This is a genomic window from Sporosarcina sp. YIM B06819 (assembly GCF_033485175.1).
Lineage (GTDB): Bacteria > Bacillota > Bacilli > Bacillales_A > Planococcaceae > Sporosarcina.
The window spans coordinates 179,675-196,753 of the sequence record NZ_JAWLIQ010000002.1 but is presented as its reverse complement, the minus strand read 5'-3'; the positions used below and the strand labels follow the sequence as shown (position 1 = coordinate 196,753).

Genomic DNA, 17,079 nt, shown 5'->3' with positions numbered 1-17,079 from the left:
AAAGGTGCTCACACAATTTGTGTAGGCACCTTTTTCGTGTTTCATCATCAAAATAGGCTTTCATAGGGAGCTAAATCAATGTCCATTGATGTTAGCTTTTTTCGCAGGAATTTATGATCGCGTTTTGGGGTTGCTTGTATATAGCCACGGATAATCAGATCGTGATTAATTTTCTTTGCTTTTTCCTCTAATGCAATCTCGCCAATTTTCCCTGCGATTTTTTGCTTGGCAACAGGTCGGAATAATTCCGGTACTGGTGTGACTAGCTCATTTAGCAATAATTTCGCTTCGTCATTCCACAGGTGAAGGGAACTTTCCACATAATGTTCTTCCCAGTCAAGTGTCGATTTACCGTCTGCTTTCGGGAATACTTTGAGAAATTTTCGGAACATGAAATAGCCACCAATGCCAAAAAGGCCAACGAGGACAAAGCACCAGAAAATGATGAACCACATAAATAAATCTTGCAACAGTCTTCACCTCTTCCATATCTATTCACCATTATAAGAGCATCTGCAAAAAAATACACGAACAATGTATTCCTTTTTTCAATTTCATGCTATTTAGGGTTTCCTATTTTGTATCATTTTACCTGTTGCACCACCTTGAAACCAAGCATGCCGCAAGCCATAATGTATTAGTATCATTAAAAATGAAAAGAACATCACAATATCGTCAATACTTTAATAGGATACTTTCCACCGATTTGCTTGTTTAGGTGTAGCACTTCCGCTATGATGGACGTATAAACAGTATAGTGGGGGATAAAATGCGTAGAAAATTATTATTGCCGTATGTTTTACTTGTAGTACTCGTGCTGACTGCCTGTTCAGGCCCGGGCGGTTTCAAAGCAGACTTTGAATATCAAATTGAACCATTCGAATTCACAAACCAACACAGTGAAAAAGTTTCACTAGATGATTTGCAAGGCCAAGTGTGGCTGGCTCAATTCATCTTCACGAAATGTACATCAGTTTGCCCGCCAATGATGATGAACATGGTAGAACTTGAAGCCCGGCTTGCAGACGCAAGTGTCGAGGAATATAAACTTGTATCATTTAGTGTCGATCCCGTGGAGGATACACCACAAGTACTTCAGGAATACCTTGATATTTTTGACGTAAAAGACCAGAGCAAGTGGGAAATGTTAACAGGCTATACGCAGGAATACATTTCACAATTCGCAACAAAGTCTTTTAAAACACTTGTGATTGATGACCCGAACTCAGACCAGGTAACACATGACACGAAGTTTTTCCTTGTCAATCAGCAAGGTCAACTCGTCAAAATGTATAGTGGAAACGTAGATGTACCTTACGAACAAATTGTCAAGGATATGAAAGCACTCATTAAAGAAGGTGCTTAACTAAGAAAGGCAAGGCTGGATTTGACGGGGTGAAAAAATATAATGGTAAAAAAGAAGAATAAAGGATTTTCTATCAAGGCGAAAGCGCTACTAATTATTCTTTTAATCCCCATAGCTGTCACTGTTTTTACGTTGACGGCTATCATCTGGACAGGCTTGCAGAACCCGGAATTGATTCGAAAATCGGCGAGTGCATTGCTTGATATTAAAGAGCATCATAGTGCTACAAAGATTCCGGAAGAGTATATTCCCCTTTATAAAGAGGCGGCTGAAACGTACGGTATCCCATGGACGTTGTTAGCTGCCCATCACCGGATTGAAACCCGTTTTTCAACAATGGATCCTCTTCTGTCCCCGGTTGGAGCGGAAGGGCATATGCAGTTCATGCCTTGTACATTTGTAGGTTGGGGATACCCAGGATGCAGCGGGCTCGGTAAAGGAGAAATACCAAAAGCGGATAAGACAAATCCAGAAATTATCAAGCAATATGGTGGCTATGGTGTAGATGCGAACGGCGACGGCATCGCTGATCCGTATGATATCGAGGATGCGTTGTACAGTGCTGCAAACTATCTTGCGAAAAGCGGCGCGGCTGATGGCGAGTATGAAAAAGCAATTTTCGATTACAATCGCAGTGAAAAATATGTACAAGATGTACTTTATTTCTTTAATGAATTCGAGACGTTTCGTATCCAAATGGAAAATAAATAAAAAAAGATGGACCCCATTTATGGCGGTCCATTTTTTTATTATTTTTTTGTCATCATGTAGCTTTTCGCATGGTTCTCATGATAAAGCTCATAATGAAGACAAGGATTATTGCGCCAAGCAGAGCCGGGAAGACATAAAAATCAGATACTCGCCATCCCCATTGGCCAAGAAGCTTACCGCCAATCCATGCGCCGATGACCCCGGCGACGATATTGCCGATAATGCCGCCCGGAATATCTTTTCCTAAAATCATACCAGCCAACCAACCAATGATTCCGCCGATAATCAAAAACCAAATGAATCCCATTTGCATGTCATCTCCTTTAGAGTAATTCGTAGTTGCTTTTGTAGTATTCGCAAAAACCTGCTTACAATACTTTAAACAGCAAAAATGAAAAAGTTACCAAAGGTTTTTGACGGGAATTAGCGAATGATAATAGCACCTAACGTATTTTCAAAATGACGCAATGCCCATTCGTGACCCGCTGGATGGAAACTTGCAACACCTTGTTCATGAATGACAAGGTCAAACACGCGGTTGTAGGCATCAATCGCTGTGTGGAGGATACATATTACTAAACAAAGTGTACAATCGAAAGCTGTCGATTTCATGAAAACTGGACTTGTAGAAACAGCCGGTTTCAAGGTGATTTCAGAAATTTGTCGAATAAAACCGAAAATGTCCCGAAAAATGACGGATTTATCGGCAAAAAGTGTTCCAACTGGCTCAAAAGAGGGTATGTATTATGAGATCTTCCCATCGCCGAGATTAGTGAAGTTCATGGAGACGGAATATGCGATTCCTTTGCATCAATTTGAAGCTTGTATTGAAGAAATTCACGATTTTTTACGCGCCCATCCGTTTTTTGTTCATTTTCCGATAGAATGTCGGGTGACGACTGGTGAAGATGCTTTTCTTAGTCCCACACAAGGCAGGGCAACAGCATTTCTAGCTTTTCATATGTACAAAGGAATGGACGAGGGACATTATTTTAAATGGGTTCATAAATTAATGGAGACATATGAGGGACGTCCCCATTACGGCAAGATGAACGACTTGACGATTGAAAAAATGCATAAGTTATATCCTAATATTGACCGTTTTATGGCGATTCGTGAGCAATGTGATCCGAAGGATGTTTTTCTGACAAACTATTTAAAGTCTATTTTTTCTGTTTGAAAACGCTCCACAAGTTTTGTCATTACATTTACTTATGAAAGACTATAAATATAATGTATTTTACTTATGTTCGTTGGTATTATATGATGTACTAGAGAAAAGTCACTGATTTACAGCCTTTTCAGCAGTTTTAGTAGAAAAAAGGAGGAATTCAGCAATGGCAAAAAGCAATTTGCACAACAGCCGTCAGTCATTCGAATTGAATGGCAAGACGTATAACTATTACCGTCTAGCTGCACTCGAAGAAGCAGGCATCGCAAAAGTTTCTAATCTACCTTATTCCGTAAAAGTATTACTTGAATCCGTACTACGTCAACATGACGGTTATGTCATCAAAGACGAACACGTTGAAAATCTAGCAAAATGGGGCAAAGATGCGGACGCGGAAGCAGAAGTACCATTCAAACCGTCACGCGTTATTCTTCAAGACTTTACAGGTGTACCTGTTGTTGTCGACCTTGCAGCACTTCGTTCAGCAATGGCGAAAATGGGTGGAGACCCTAACAAAATCAACCCTGAAATCCCTGTGGATCTAGTCATTGACCACTCGGTACAAGTTGACCGTTACGGAACACTTGATGCATTGCAAAAAAACATGGAGCTTGAGTTCGAGCGTAACGCTGAGCGTTATCAGTTCCTAAGCTGGGCACAAAAAGCTTACGACAACTACCGTGCAGTACCACCTGCAACAGGTATCGTTCACCAAGTAAACTTAGAGTACTTGGCAAACGTTGTCCATGCGATTGAAAACGCAGACGGTACATTCGAAACATACCCAGATACACTTGTTGGAACGGACTCCCATACAACAATGATCAACGGTATCGGTGTTCTTGGATGGGGCGTTGGTGGTATCGAAGCTGAAGCAGGTATGCTTGGACAGCCTTCATACTTCCCAATTCCAGAAGTTATCGGTGTTAAACTAGTTGGAGAGCTTCCAAACGGAACAACTGCAACTGACTTAGCATTGAAAGTGACACAAACACTTCGCGCACACGGCGTTGTTGGTAAATTCGTTGAGTTCTTCGGACCTGGCGTTTCTAAATTACCACTTGCAGACCGTGCAACAATTGCTAACATGGCACCTGAATATGGTGCAACTTGTGGTTTCTTCCCAGTCGACGAAGAAGCACTTAACTACATGCGCTTAACAGGCCGCGAAGAAGAGAATATCCAAGTTGTTAAACAATATTTAGTCGAAAACGATATGTTCTTCACAGTTGATAATGAAGAGCCTACGTACACAGATGTTGTTGAAATCGATTTGTCTCTAATTGTAGCAAATCTTGCTGGACCGAAACGTCCACAAGATATGATTCCACTAACAGACATGCAACGTTCATTCAACGATGCGGTTGTAGCTCCAGAAGGAAACCAAGGCTTCGGTTTCACTCCGAAAGAGCTTGAAAAAACAGCTACAATTAGCTTCGAAGACGGACGTTCTGTTGACATTAAAACAGGTGATCTTGCGATCGCAGCAATTACATCATGTACAAACACATCTAACCCATACGTTATGTTAGGTGCGGGTCTTGTTGCGAAAAAAGCTGTCGAAAAAGGGCTTACGCCACCAGCTTACGTGAAAACGTCATTGGCACCAGGTTCAAAAGTTGTAACAGGCTACCTAAAAGATTCAGGTCTAGATACTTACCTAGATCAAATCGGTTTCAACACAGTAGGTTACGGTTGTACAACATGTATCGGTAACTCTGGACCACTACTTCCAGAAATCGAAAAAGCAATCATGGGCAATGATATGTTGATGTCATCGGTTCTTTCGGGTAACCGTAACTTTGAAGGACGTATCCACCCACTTGTGAAAGCAAACTACTTGGCTTCTCCGCCACTAGTTGTAGCTTACGCACTAGCTGGAACGGTCAACATCGACTTTGACAAAGATCCAATCGGTCAAGATAAAGAAGGTAATAATGTCTTCTTTAAAGACATTTGGCCAACAACGGAAGAAGTACAGGATGTTGTGAAAGCAACGGTTACACCTGAACTATTCCGCAAAGAATATGCGCGTGTCTTCACAGAAAACGAAGCATGGAATGCTATCGAAACAACTGATGATTCCTTGTACGATTTCGATGAAAACTCAACATATATTCAAAACCCACCGTTTTTCGAAGGACTTGCAAAAGAACCAGCTGACATTCAAGCACTTTCAGGGCTACGTGTTATCGGTAAATTCGGCGATTCGATTACAACGGACCACATTTCACCAGCAGGCGCTATTGGTAAAGATACGCCAGCAGGGAAATACTTGCTTGACAATGGCGTTAGCCCACGTTTCTTCAACTCTTACGGTTCACGCCGTGGGAACCATGAAGTGATGATGCGCGGTACATTCGCAAACATCCGTATCCGTAACCAGATTGCAAAAGGTACAGAAGGCGGATTCACAACGTACTGGCCTACAAAAGAAATCCTACCAATCTATGATGCAGCTATGAAGTACCAAGAAGACGGTACAGGTCTTGCAATCATCACAGGTAAAGACTATGGAATGGGCTCTTCACGTGACTGGGCTGCCAAAGGTACATCCCTTCTTGGCATCAGAACAGTTATCGCTGAAAGCTACGAGCGTATCCACCGTTCAAACCTTGTTATGATGGGCGTTCTTCCACTTCAATTCTTGAACGGCGATAGTGCAGAAACACTTGGCCTTACAGGTGAAGAAGCAATTAGCGTTAACATCGCGGAAGGCGTAAAACCACGCGACATCCTGACAGTAACAGCAACAGCTACAGACGGTTCTGTTAAAGAATTCAACGTGCTTGCACGTTTCGACTCTGAAGTTGAAGTTGACTACTACCGTCACGGCGGAATCCTGCAAATGGTTCTTCGTGATAAAATGAAAGAAAACTAATACAACTTGAAAGGTGTCCGATTCATTCGGGCACCTTTTTCCACGTTCATTTTGTATAATAAACAATGAGGTGAGCAAGTAGTGTATACAAGCGAAAAAGAAGTTGAAATTAGATATGCAGAGACAGACCAGATGGGTGTTGTCTATCATGCTAACTATTTAGTATGGATGGAAATTGGACGGACGAAATTGATTGAGGATCTAGGTTTTACATATGCAGGGCTAGAAGCGGAAGGATATGTGTCGCCTGTAACGGATTTATCTATCCAATATAAGGCGGCAATGAAATATGGACAGAAGGCAATTGTTCGAACGTGGGTTGAATCGCACGGCAGATTGCGCACGACATATGGCTATGAAATCCTTCACGAAGACGGTACGCTCGCTGCAACAGCTACAACCGAACACGTTGTCGTCAAAAAAGAGAACTTCCGACCTGTGTCTCTGCGAAAAATTGCACCGGAATGGGATGCAAAATATGTAGAAGTTCGTCGAGCGGCCGACTAATGGCATTTGGCATAAAGCGCGATGAACTTGTTGCATGGAAAAAATCGGTCAGCAACGATGAAATCGCCTTTCTAACGCATTATTGGCTTGACGAACGCTTTCCAGGCTGTCACACAGTCACCAAGGCCGGTTGTGCTGACCTGGATAAGTTAGCGCAGTGGGGCAAACAATACGGCTTAAAGCGTGAATGGATTGACTTGAGAGATGATTATCCTCATTTTGATTTATTCGGTAAACATGAGCGAGACATTTTGCTGGCAGAAGGTTTGTCGAACCAACTCGAACGGTTTGGTTTGCTAGCCAATACTAGTGAAGATGACATGAAAAAAGCGTGAGGGCACAATGCCTCACGCTTTTTCATATGAATAAATGAGTTCGTCTACTGTAGGATCAACGTTAACGTGCAAGTCGTGCCCTTGGAAATACCATTCATCACGACGTTCAATATAGAATTGGACACCATTATGTTCAGTTTGAACCGCGGCTTCATCAGGTTCTTCCATTCTGACGCCCAGTGAAAATCCTGCATGTAATGGACTTGCACCGCCGTATCTAGCAAAAAACTTGATGCTATCGCCCGTTTTGGCAGCCATTTCTTCTGTAAACCAATGCAACGCTTCAGTTGATAAAATAATTTTCAATGTCCCACACCAGCCTCTCGGTTACTATCTCCATTGTATTATAACCACTTCACTTTTGGCTCGGTTCCTGCTCTGATACGTCCAATGTTTTCTCGGTGACGATAAAAGATAAAGATAGCGAACAAGCCAATCATAATGATAAGTGTGAAATCGCCTGTTCTAACATAATGAAAAATGCTGTAGAGGAAGCCAACAAGAGCATCAAGCATTGAAGTCAGTGAGACCATTTTTGTTAGCTTCAATACGATAAAGAACGTGATAAAAAGTAAAAGAAAAACTGGCCAATTATAACCTAAAAGCACGCCACCAGATGTAGCCACGGCTTTGCCACCTTTAAAACGAGCAAATACGGGAAACATATGGCCAACAACCGCAATAATTCCTGGAATGAGTGGATGTACGTTAGTTTGTTCGAAAAAAGGCAAGGTTAATAATAAAACAGCTGCGGTCCCTTTTAAAATATCAATGAGTGTCACAGCAATCCCCGCTTTTTTACCTAAAATACGAAATGTATTGGTTGCACCTAAATTGCCACTCCCGTACTGGCGGATATCCATTTTGTAAAAGAGCTGCCCAACCCATAGTGCCGATGGGATGGAACCGAGTAAATAGGCGATGAGTAAAAGTAAAATAGTTTCCATTCTATACCCCTTTATATAGTTCTATATGATTTCAGTTTAGCAGAACCATGTGGTCACTACAATGGCTTCAGCTAGAGAATTATCTGTCTTCTGCTAAAATGTTGATGTGGTGGATTAGAATATTTCATGCACGAACATCTGATTTTACCACCTGTCATTTAACGAACATCATTGCAATAAATCATCTTCTTCTATACAATAAGTGGAGCAAGCTTCCGGGAACGTTGATTTGACAACCTTCTCGTGAAGCAGTACGATTATATAAAAGAGAACATTCGTTTGATGGAGGTCGTAATTTGACGAAACAACAAGAAACAATACAATACGATGATGATTCGATTCATGTACTAGAAGGCCTTGAGGCGGTTCGTAAACGCCCTGGTATGTACATAGGATCTACCGATTCTCGTGGACTGCATCACCTGGTCTATGAAATCGTTGATAATGCGGTAGACGAGGCGCTAGCAGGATTTGGCTCAGAAGTCGATGTAACGCTTCATACAGATGGCAGTGTGAGTGTCCGAGACTATGGACGCGGTATGCCAACGGGAATACATGCGACGGGAAAGCCGACAGTAGAAGTCATTCTAACTGTTCTCCATGCTGGCGGTAAATTTGGTCAAGGCGGCTACAAAACGAGTGGTGGACTTCACGGCGTAGGGGCATCTGTTGTCAACGCTTTATCCGAATGGCTCGAAGTAACGATTTTCCGCGACGGCAAAAAGTTTCGCCAACGCTTTGAACAAGGTGGCAAGCCTGTCACAACACTCGAACAAATTGGCACAACACGTGACAAAGGGACGTTGATCCATTTTAAACCGGATCCGTCTATTTTTTCGGTACTAAAATATCAATACGACACCTTAAGTGAACGTTTACGTGAGTCTGCATTCTTGTTGAAAGGTCTTAAAATCGATCTAAAAGAACAAGGCACGGACAAGCACGACATTTTTCATTATGAAACAGGGATCGAGGCCTTTATCTCCTACCTGAATGAAGAGAAGGATGTGCTGCATCCTGTTGCTTATTTAGACGGGCAATCGGACGACATTGAAGTCGAGTTTGCCTTCCAATTCAGTGATGGCTATTCGGAAACGATTTTGTCATTTGTTAATAACGTGCGGACAAAAGACGGCGGCACTCATGAAACGGGTGCAAAAACGGCGATGACTCGTGTTTTCAATGAGTATGCGAGAAAAACGGGTTTATTGAAAGAGAAGGATAAGAATTTGGAAGGCTCGGACATTCGTGAAGGGATTTCGGCCATTGTATCCGTTCGTATACCAGAGGAAATCTTGCAATTTGAGGGACAAACGAAAGGGAAGCTTGGGACGAGCGAAGCACGCGGTATCACAGATTCCATCGTATCTCAGAAACTACTCTATTTTCTTGAAGAAAATGCTGATTTAAGTGCGTCGCTTGTTCGGAAAGCGATTCGTGCACAACAAGCAAGGGAAGCGGCACGTAAAGCACGTGAGGATGCGCGTTCTGGGAAAAAGAGAAAAAGAGCAGATACACTATTGTCCGGTAAATTAACGCCTGCACAATCGAGAAACGCGGCTAAAAATGAACTGTATCTTGTCGAAGGTGACTCTGCGGGAGGATCTGCCAAACAAGGTCGTGACCGCGTATTCCAAGCGATTTTGCCGTTGCGAGGGAAAGTACTTAACACGGAAAAAGCGAAACTTGAAGATATACTAAAAAACGAAGAGATCAATATGATTATTCATGCGATTGGGGGCGGCGTAGGCTCGGACTTCCAAGTAGAAGACATTGCCTATGACAAAGTCATTATTATGACGGATGCCGATACGGACGGGGCACATATTCAAGTGTTACTGCTGACATTCTTCTATCGCTATATGAAACCACTTATTGAAGCAGGCAAAGTGTACATTGCATTACCACCCCTCTACAAGGTGTTTAAAGGGGCAGGGAAGAGCGAGAAGCTCGCCTATGCATGGACAGAAGCCGATTTGGATGAAGCCATGAAGAAGATCGGTAAAGGCTATATGCTCCAGCGCTATAAAGGGCTTGGTGAAATGAACGCCGATCAGCTATGGGATACAACGATGAATCCGGAAACACGAACGCTAATCCGCGTGACAATCGAAGATAATGCAATATCCGAACGCCGTGTCACAACATTGATGGGTGATAAAGTAGAGCCAAGACGACGTTGGATTGAAGAAAACGTCGACTTCGGTATGCAGGAAGAACATAATATTTTGGACAATGAATTTTTGCACGTCGAGGGGGACTTTGAATGACTTTAGAAGAACGTTACCAGGATCTACCCTTGGAAGAAGTGATTGGTGACCGATTTGGTCGTTATAGTAAATACATCATTCAGGACCGGGCATTACCGGACGCAAGAGATGGGCTAAAGCCTGTTCAGCGACGGATTATGTATGCCATGTTCCATGAAGGCAATACACATGACAAAGCGTTCCGTAAATCCGCTAAAACAGTAGGGAACGTTATCGGTAACTATCATCCTCATGGTGATTCGTCCGTCTACGAAGCAATGGTGCGGATGAGCCAGGACTGGAAACTGCGTCATATGATGATTGAAATGCACGGCAACAACGGTTCTGTCGACGGTGACTCCGCTGCTGCCATGCGTTATACAGAAGCACGGTTATCCGCGATTGCGGGCGAAATGATGCGAGATCTCACTAAAAACACAGTCGATTTTATCCCTAACTTCGATGATACGGAGCCGGAACCGACTGTTTTACCTGCGCGCTTTCCAAACTTACTCGTCAATGGTTCAACGGGCATTTCAGCAGGCTATGCAACGGATATTCCGCCGCATGCGCTGCATGAAACCTTAGATGCTGTACTCATGCGTATGGATAACCCGGACGTTTCTGTCGATGAATTAATGACGGTCATCAAAGGACCTGATTTCCCAACGGGAGGTATTATCCAAGGAACGGACGGCATTAAAACGGCTTACGAGACGGGTAAAGGACGTTTCATCATCCGTGCAAAAACGTTTATTGAACCATTAAAAGGCGGTAAATCACAAATTGTTGTGACAGAAATTCCTTATGACGTCAACAAAGCGAATATGGTTAAGAAAATGGACGAGCTCCGTCTGGATCGTAAATTAGACGGTATTGCCGATGTACGGGATGAATCAGATCGTACAGGTCTTCGTGTCGTCATCGAACTGAAAAAAGATATCGATGGCAATGGTATTTTGCAATACTTGTTGAAAAACACGGACTTACAAGTGACGTATAACTTTAATATGATTGCTATCTCTGACCGCAGACCAAAACTGATGTCACTCCCGATGCTGCTAGACGCTTATATTGGGCACCAGAAAGAAGTGGTCACACGCAGATCACAGTATGACATTCAAAAAGCACAAGACCGCCTACATATCGTAGAAGGGCTTATGAAAGCTTTATCTATTTTGGATGAAGTCATCAAAACCATTCGTGGATCAAAAGATAAACGCGATGCGAAAAATAATTTGATTGCCAAGTTTTCATTTTCTGAAATCCAGGCGGAGGCTATTGTTTCGCTTCAACTTTACAGACTAACGAATACAGATATTACTGAGTTACAACAAGAAGACGCTGAACTTCGCAAGCTGATTGAACAGCTTGATGCTATTTTGAAAAGTGATAAAAAGCTGTCATCAGTTATTAAAAAAGAACTCATCGCGATTCGTAAGCAATTTGCGGAGCCACGTCGTTCTGTGATTGAGGAAAAAATCGAAGAAATTAAAGTCGATCTTGATATTCTTGTGCCGAGTGAAGAAGTCATTGTCTCCGTAACGAAAGATGGCTATGTCAAGCGGACAAGCGTCCGTTCTTACGGTGCTTCAAACGGAGCAGGGCAAGATATGAAGGAATCCGATTATAGCTTGTTAGAAGCGCCAATGAATACGCGCCATCATTTGCTATTGTTCACATCAGCTGGGAATTATCTCTACCAACCTGTGCATGAATTACCGGATATCAAATGGAAAGATCTCGGCCAGCATATTTCCAGTATCATTGCGCTTGAGCATAACGAATCGATTATTGCTGCCATCGGACTGGAAAGCTTTGATAAAGAAGCATGTATTTTGACTTCATCCAAAAACGGTTTAGTCAAACTATCAAAACTGGCAGATTATCAAGTCCAGCGCTATTCGAGGACGTTCAAAACAATGGGGCTAAAAAAAGACGACCAAATGGTAGATGCTCGACTTGTTACAGGAGACGAGGACATTATCCTCTTTACACATCAGGCCTATGCACTGCGTTTCCAACTTGAAGAACTGTCTGTAACCGGTATTCGTACAGCAGGTGTAAAAGGCATCAATTTGAAAGATGAAGACCATGTTGTGGCGATGGAAGTCATTCAAGATAACGGTGCTTCTGTCTTACTAGCGACTCAGCGCGGAACCGTGAAACGAATGAGCTTGAAAGAGCTAGATAGAGGAGCGCGTGCACAGCGCGGTGTCGTTGTCCTGAAAGAATTAAAATCAAATTCTTACCGCGTTATCGGTGCTAAAATGGTGACGACTGATGAAATTATTGTGTTGGCAACCGAAAAAGATAATAAATTTGCCATCGTTGCGGGATCATTACGCCCAACTGATCGCTACTCGAATGGTAGTACGATAACGGATGAGAAAAAAGACGGCAATGTGACGCATATTTATAAGGATCCGAAGGCGGTAGTTGAATAAGGATGCTAGGGTAGTTTTTCGAAAATGTTGTCTAGTTTGTTGAAAACGTTGCTTAGTTTTCCGAATACGTTGTGTACTTTACTAAGTCACGAGGATAAAACCTCGTGACTTTTTTTCGTGTCTCCTATATAATAGTTCGATAGGCGAAATAATAGAACGGGGATAGAGTTATGTGGAAAAATAGAAACATTTGGATCATTTTAACAGGGGAAATGATCGCAGGTTTAGGGTTGTGGACCGGCATTATTGGCAATCTAGAGTTTATGCAAGAAAAAATCCCTTCTGATTTTATCAAAGCACTTATTATGTCAGTCGGTTTGCTAGCGGGAATCATTACGGGTCCGATTGCTGGTAAAGTCATTGATCAGTCCAGGAAAAAGACTGTCTTGTTGATAGCGGGCTTCGGGCGGATGTTTAGTGTTGTCTTTATGCTAATTGCTATCTCAACCGGATCTGTTTGGTGGATGGTCGCCTTTATGATCAGTATCCAATTAGCGGCTACTTTCTATTTTCCAGCACTGCAAGCAGCGATACCGCTCGTTGTCAAAGATGACGATTTACTGACGATGAATGGGCTTCATATGAACGTTGCGACCATTGCACGTGTCGCTGGAACCGCATTAGCGGGCATCATGCTCGTTTACTGGTCATTGGCGTCGTTGTACTGGGTATCTATGATTGCCTATGGCGGACTATTTATTTTCACGTTAATGCTGCGCATTGACGAAGGGGAGGCAAGAGAGGCTAAAGTGAAAACTGCGGGCGACAAAGGCGGCTTCATGGAAGTGTTTCCGGTGTTGAAAGCTTATCCAGCTGTCGGCATGACGCTAGTTATGACGCTTATTCCATTGCTTTTTATTGGGTCATTCAATCTTCTTGTAATTAATATTAGTATTATCCAAGATTCGGCGTCTATTAAAGGGCTTATCTACACATTTGAAGGAATTGCTTTTATGGTCGGATCCTTTGCAGTGAAGTATATTTCATCTAAATGGAATACGACAACGATTCTATTTTTCTTCGCAACGATGGTAGCCGTTGCTGAATTTATGCTATTTTTTGTAGACAGTACGGCTATTACTTTAAGTGCTTTTGCTGTCCTAGGCTTTTCATTAGGCTGCTTTTTCCCAACAGCCATGGTTATTTTTCAGAAACAAATGCCGAAAGAGTACCACGGTCGATTTTTCTCGTTCCGCAATATGCTAGAACGCGTCATGTTCCAGGTCGTTTTATTGTCGGCAGGTGCATTTCTCGATATTATCGGACTTCAATCGATGGTTATTGTATTCGGATTGATTAGTGTCAGCATGACAATATTGTTCTTTATGCAAATGAAAAAAAGAAATATTGTATTAGAGCAACCTAAACAAAAAGCCGCTGAAAGTATCTAACTTTCAGCGTTTTTTTACGTCAGAAAGTATAAAATCGTGAATTTGGTCTATCATTTTCATACCAACAACCACATTATTTTCTAATCATTCTAAATAACATGTATAAAAAGTTTATATATAAGACCTCGTTAGTGCATATATGAGATAGCACTCGCACTTAGTCTACTTTCCAACCAATTATCCATTCCCGTACCGTCCAATAAGCATCGACATAAAGGATGTACAAGATAGTGGCTACAAACTAATCTTTGGTGGTGTGAAGAGTGTATGAATAGTGGTTATTGTTCATGATGCAAATGAAAAAGGTAATATTTTATTTGGACAACCGAAAAAAACACCGTAGAAAGTAGTTCACTTTCTGCGGTGTTTTTTGGTAATAAAAGAAAAACGAATTGTCCATGTTGGAATTTTCGTTCGTGTTTATTCTAATAAAGTTAAAGTATTGAGCAATAGCTGTTCAAGTAAATCTTCACTCGTCACTGCTCGAATCATAGCTTGCATGTACTGATCACGATCCATTTTGTCGTATGTCCATAAGAATCCTTTCTGCTTTGCAAAGGATTGTAAGAAAATACGGATTGTGCGGCCGTTGCCTTCGCGAAATGGATGTAGCATATTCAGTTCTGATTTAAAATAAGCCAATCTTTTAGCTGCATATTCAATAGAGTCCCAAGTTGGCTCATTGGTTAGTTGAGTAAATAAACCAGAAGCGTATCCATCCATGAATTGGACTTGGCAAAAGCGTGTGCCGCCTTTCATTAATTGGACATCTCGAAATTGTCCTGCAAACGCGTAGATATCTTGGAAAAGGTGCCGGTGAAGCCCAACAAAATCTTCGAGCGAAAAAGCAGTAATGTTGTATACACCTTGCTCAATTTGTGTTGCACGCATTGAAAAGGTAAACGCTTCAGCCTGCTCAAGCTCGGTGAAATCAGTTATACTTAACAGATTTGTCTTTAAAAGATAATCGTCATTTTCAAATTCATTGTACTTTGCCATTCGCTAAAGCTTCCTTAATCAAAGCTGGAGTTATTATGATTCCTGAATTGACGATTTCGAGAGCCTTTTGTTGTAGGGAGTGACTTAAATTTAAATTTTCAAGCTGCATGTTTTTTAATACGCGGTTAAATTCAGGAGAATTTAATTGAATTTGCTTCATAATAAACGACCCCTCTCTATTCCTAATTATAAGCTGATGTACAGGATTTATCCACTGAATCATGCGAATTCAAATTTTTATATCGTTCTAGTTATTCGCAGTTATGTATCCACTCGGAGTGGCTTTGATACAAAAGTTTGTTATGCTAACATAGGGGAATGGTTCTCCGTGCAAACGGTGGCTATTGGATTTATAAGTATTGCGCTAATCATAGCCCTGTTGCTTTGTAGTCAGATATTTAGCAAGAAGCATGAATAGTGAGTTTTTCAGTAGCTAGAATGCATATAGTGAGATTAACCATTAGACTTGAATAACATCCTAATGAGACCTTCACAATGTTGTTTAGATCATCTGACGAAATGTACTGATTCTATAATCGATAACAGAACCGTGTATTTGGATTTATCATTTGATAAAGGAATTCGAACACATAGTGACTTATACGCACCAAATACACTACTAAATTTAAAATCCTCAGAAGGGAATACTATTAAAAATGGTTCTCCTGTTCACTGTATTTATAAGATAGATTCGCATTCGCTTAGTAAAATAATATTATGCCAGGCGGATGAATTTGATGAAAAGATTTATTTTGATTAATACATAATTTGAGAAAATATGTAGAAAGAGTATTACGGGCAATTTTTCTCGTTCTGTAACACAAAGATAATTATATTAGAGCAACTGAAAAACACCGCAGAAGAATTTTAACTTCCTGCGGTGTTTTCAAATGGGAAAGTAAAGGTTCATGAATGCAAACGACTTTCTTGCAAGTCCAATGATTTAAAAATATGTATAAAAATATCAATTATTACACCTCGTTAGTGCATATATAAAGATACTACTCGCACTCAATTTACGCTTTAACTAATGATATATTCCCGATCCTCAATAAATGAAAAGGGGAGAAAAAGGGGAAGACGAACATTCTAGATGTTAGCTACTGATTGGCAAGGTCGGTACTTTGTGAAAATCTATTTATTGTTTCAAACCGCACTTATGATTGCCTTTGCTTTGTATTCTCAGGAAGTCACGTTTTTCAAGCAGAATTTTAGGGCTGTCTAATCAAATGTACAGGCTTATCGTCAGTATTGCGGGGATAAGTTCATTATTAGACGGGACGGTTTCTATGAGCCTTGTAGGGTGGTTCTCGTTGTGAATTACATTAGGTTAGATAGAGGGAGGATTAAGATGATAAGAAATAAAGCAGCACTCATTAGTTCAGCCGTTATTTTATGTATATGTACGTATTTATATTTCCCATTTCCCAATAATGAAATGTTAGATGCGCGTGTCACATTCATGTCGTTTCCAATCCGCAATCCAGATGGCTATATGGTGCTTGGTATAATTGGTTCAGTTTTGTTTATTATCGCCATGACTTTACTTGTTATTGGGTTAAAGAAATATCATTTTAGAACGATAGCAATCGTTGTCATCGTATACGCATTTTTACCAAGTGTTCTAATTACGTTATACCAAGAAACGTTTGCAAGTGGCATTATGGCAATCTCTTATGACCGCAATGGCACATGTAATTTTGACTATGTGAAAGAAGACTTATTAAATGGGCAGTGTAACCTTATGTTACATAATCGTAGCAATGAAGCGGTGTCATTTGAGTTGGAGTTTTTAGATTCATTTTTCATGGAAGATGAAGTACGAATGGAGTCGCTCATGAATTTAGGCGGTCCATATAGGATAACGATAGAAGGCAATCGAAAAAAGTCTATTCAACTTATGGAGTTACTTGACGTGTCGGAAGTCCCCAAACATATTGAAGGCGGAAACTCGCGAAATATTCATCTGAAAATTGTTGACGAGGAGACTGCACGCATCTTATAGAAATAGCATCATCATGAGAATTTACGTGGTTTTAATTTTTTTGGTTAAACAAGCGTGCTATTTTCCAATA

General features: G+C 41.2%; 16 protein-coding genes and 1 pseudogene. 10 read left to right on the top strand and 7 right to left on the bottom strand.

Going from position 1 to position 17,079, the window contains the following annotated elements; genetic code table 11:
- Nucleotides 1-47 precede the first annotated feature (47 nt).
- The gene (locus R2B72_RS02465) at nucleotides 48-455 is read right to left on the bottom strand and encodes a DUF2621 domain-containing protein (protein WP_412177782.1); all 408 of its coding nucleotides are present in this window, start codon (nucleotides 453-455) and stop codon (nucleotides 48-50) included.
- Nucleotides 456-769: 314 nt separating this feature from the next.
- Between R2B72_RS02465 and R2B72_RS02460 the strand changes: the two genes are divergently transcribed.
- On the top strand, nucleotides 770-1,366 hold the full coding sequence (locus R2B72_RS02460) for an SCO family protein (RefSeq protein ID WP_318614584.1): 597 nt from the start codon (nucleotides 770-772) through the stop codon (nucleotides 1,364-1,366).
- A gap of 42 nt (nucleotides 1,367-1,408) precedes the next feature.
- The gene (locus tag R2B72_RS02455) at nucleotides 1,409-2,077 is read left to right on the top strand and encodes a lytic transglycosylase domain-containing protein (protein ID WP_318614582.1); all 669 of its coding nucleotides are present in this window, start codon (nucleotides 1,409-1,411) and stop codon (nucleotides 2,075-2,077) included.
- 52 nt (nucleotides 2,078-2,129) lie between these two features.
- Here the strand turns inward: R2B72_RS02455 and R2B72_RS02450 are convergent, their stop codons facing one another.
- Both R2B72_RS02450 and R2B72_RS02445 read right to left on the bottom strand, forming a co-directional pair.
- A complete protein-coding gene (locus R2B72_RS02450) occupies nucleotides 2,130-2,384 on the bottom strand; it encodes a GlsB/YeaQ/YmgE family stress response membrane protein (protein ID WP_318614580.1) in 255 nt (84 codons plus the stop codon).
- 116 nt (nucleotides 2,385-2,500) lie between these two features.
- Nucleotides 2,501-2,662: pseudogene (locus tag R2B72_RS02445) on the bottom strand (isochorismatase family protein); the annotation flags it as partial.
- Nucleotides 2,663-2,687: 25 nt separating this feature from the next.
- Here R2B72_RS02445 and R2B72_RS02440 point away from each other — a divergent pair.
- The 4 genes from R2B72_RS02440 (at nucleotide 2,688) to R2B72_RS02425 (ending at nucleotide 6,971) form a co-directional block, all read left to right on the top strand.
- Entirely contained in the window at nucleotides 2,688-3,257 is a 570-nt protein-coding gene (locus tag R2B72_RS02440) for a D-arabinono-1,4-lactone oxidase (protein WP_318614579.1), read from the top strand.
- Between the two features lie 157 nt (nucleotides 3,258-3,414).
- The gene (acnA, locus tag R2B72_RS02435; protein WP_318614578.1) at nucleotides 3,415-6,129 is read left to right on the top strand and encodes an aconitate hydratase AcnA; all 2,715 of its coding nucleotides are present in this window, start codon (nucleotides 3,415-3,417) and stop codon (nucleotides 6,127-6,129) included.
- Between the two features lie 81 nt (nucleotides 6,130-6,210).
- The gene (locus R2B72_RS02430; protein ID WP_318614576.1) at nucleotides 6,211-6,636 is read left to right on the top strand and encodes a thioesterase family protein; all 426 of its coding nucleotides are present in this window, start codon (nucleotides 6,211-6,213) and stop codon (nucleotides 6,634-6,636) included.
- On the top strand, nucleotides 6,636-6,971 hold the full coding sequence (locus R2B72_RS02425; protein ID WP_318614574.1) for a hypothetical protein: 336 nt from the start codon (nucleotides 6,636-6,638) through the stop codon (nucleotides 6,969-6,971). The genes R2B72_RS02430 and R2B72_RS02425 overlap by 1 nt, the downstream gene beginning before the upstream one ends.
- A 12-nt stretch (nucleotides 6,972-6,983) precedes the next feature.
- Here the strand turns inward: R2B72_RS02425 and R2B72_RS02420 are convergent, their stop codons facing one another.
- The gene (locus tag R2B72_RS02420) at nucleotides 6,984-7,277 is read right to left on the bottom strand and encodes a HesB/YadR/YfhF family protein (protein ID WP_318614573.1); all 294 of its coding nucleotides are present in this window, start codon (nucleotides 7,275-7,277) and stop codon (nucleotides 6,984-6,986) included.
- 38 nt (nucleotides 7,278-7,315) lie between these two features.
- Nucleotides 7,316-7,918, bottom strand: coding sequence for a glycerol-3-phosphate 1-O-acyltransferase PlsY (gene plsY / locus R2B72_RS02415; protein WP_318614571.1), 603 nt, complete (start codon nucleotides 7,916-7,918; stop codon nucleotides 7,316-7,318).
- Nucleotides 7,919-8,214: 296 nt separating this feature from the next.
- On the opposite strand from plsY, the gene parE reads away from it, so the two are divergent.
- The 3 genes from parE to R2B72_RS02400 all read left to right on the top strand — a co-directional run bounded on the left by parE (nucleotide 8,215) and on the right by R2B72_RS02400 (nucleotide 14,005).
- On the top strand, nucleotides 8,215-10,188 hold the full coding sequence (gene parE / locus R2B72_RS02410) for a DNA topoisomerase IV subunit B (protein WP_318614570.1): 1,974 nt from the start codon (nucleotides 8,215-8,217) through the stop codon (nucleotides 10,186-10,188).
- The gene (gene parC, locus R2B72_RS02405; RefSeq protein ID WP_318614569.1) at nucleotides 10,185-12,614 is read left to right on the top strand and encodes a DNA topoisomerase IV subunit A; all 2,430 of its coding nucleotides are present in this window, start codon (nucleotides 10,185-10,187) and stop codon (nucleotides 12,612-12,614) included. Before parE ends, parC begins: the two co-directional genes overlap by 4 nt.
- A 170-nt stretch (nucleotides 12,615-12,784) precedes the next feature.
- Complete coding sequence (locus R2B72_RS02400; protein WP_318614568.1) at nucleotides 12,785-14,005, top strand: MFS transporter; 1,221 nt, start codon at nucleotides 12,785-12,787, stop codon at nucleotides 14,003-14,005.
- Between the two features lie 420 nt (nucleotides 14,006-14,425).
- On the opposite strand, the gene R2B72_RS02395 is transcribed toward R2B72_RS02400, so the two are convergent.
- A complete protein-coding gene (locus R2B72_RS02395) occupies nucleotides 14,426-15,004 on the bottom strand; it encodes a Fic/DOC family protein (protein ID WP_318614567.1) in 579 nt (192 codons plus the stop codon).
- Nucleotides 14,988-15,164 carry a Zn-dependent hydrolase gene (locus R2B72_RS02390; RefSeq protein ID WP_318614566.1) on the bottom strand — a complete coding sequence of 59 codons (177 nt, stop codon included), beginning with the start codon at nucleotides 15,162-15,164 and terminating at the stop codon, nucleotides 14,988-14,990. The genes R2B72_RS02395 and R2B72_RS02390 overlap by 17 nt, the downstream gene beginning before the upstream one ends.
- Before the next feature lie 1,191 nt (nucleotides 15,165-16,355).
- Here R2B72_RS02390 and R2B72_RS02385 point away from each other — a divergent pair.
- Nucleotides 16,356-17,009, top strand: coding sequence for a hypothetical protein (locus R2B72_RS02385; protein WP_318614564.1), 654 nt, complete (start codon nucleotides 16,356-16,358; stop codon nucleotides 17,007-17,009).
- The last annotated feature ends 70 nt before the right edge of the window (nucleotides 17,010-17,079 follow it).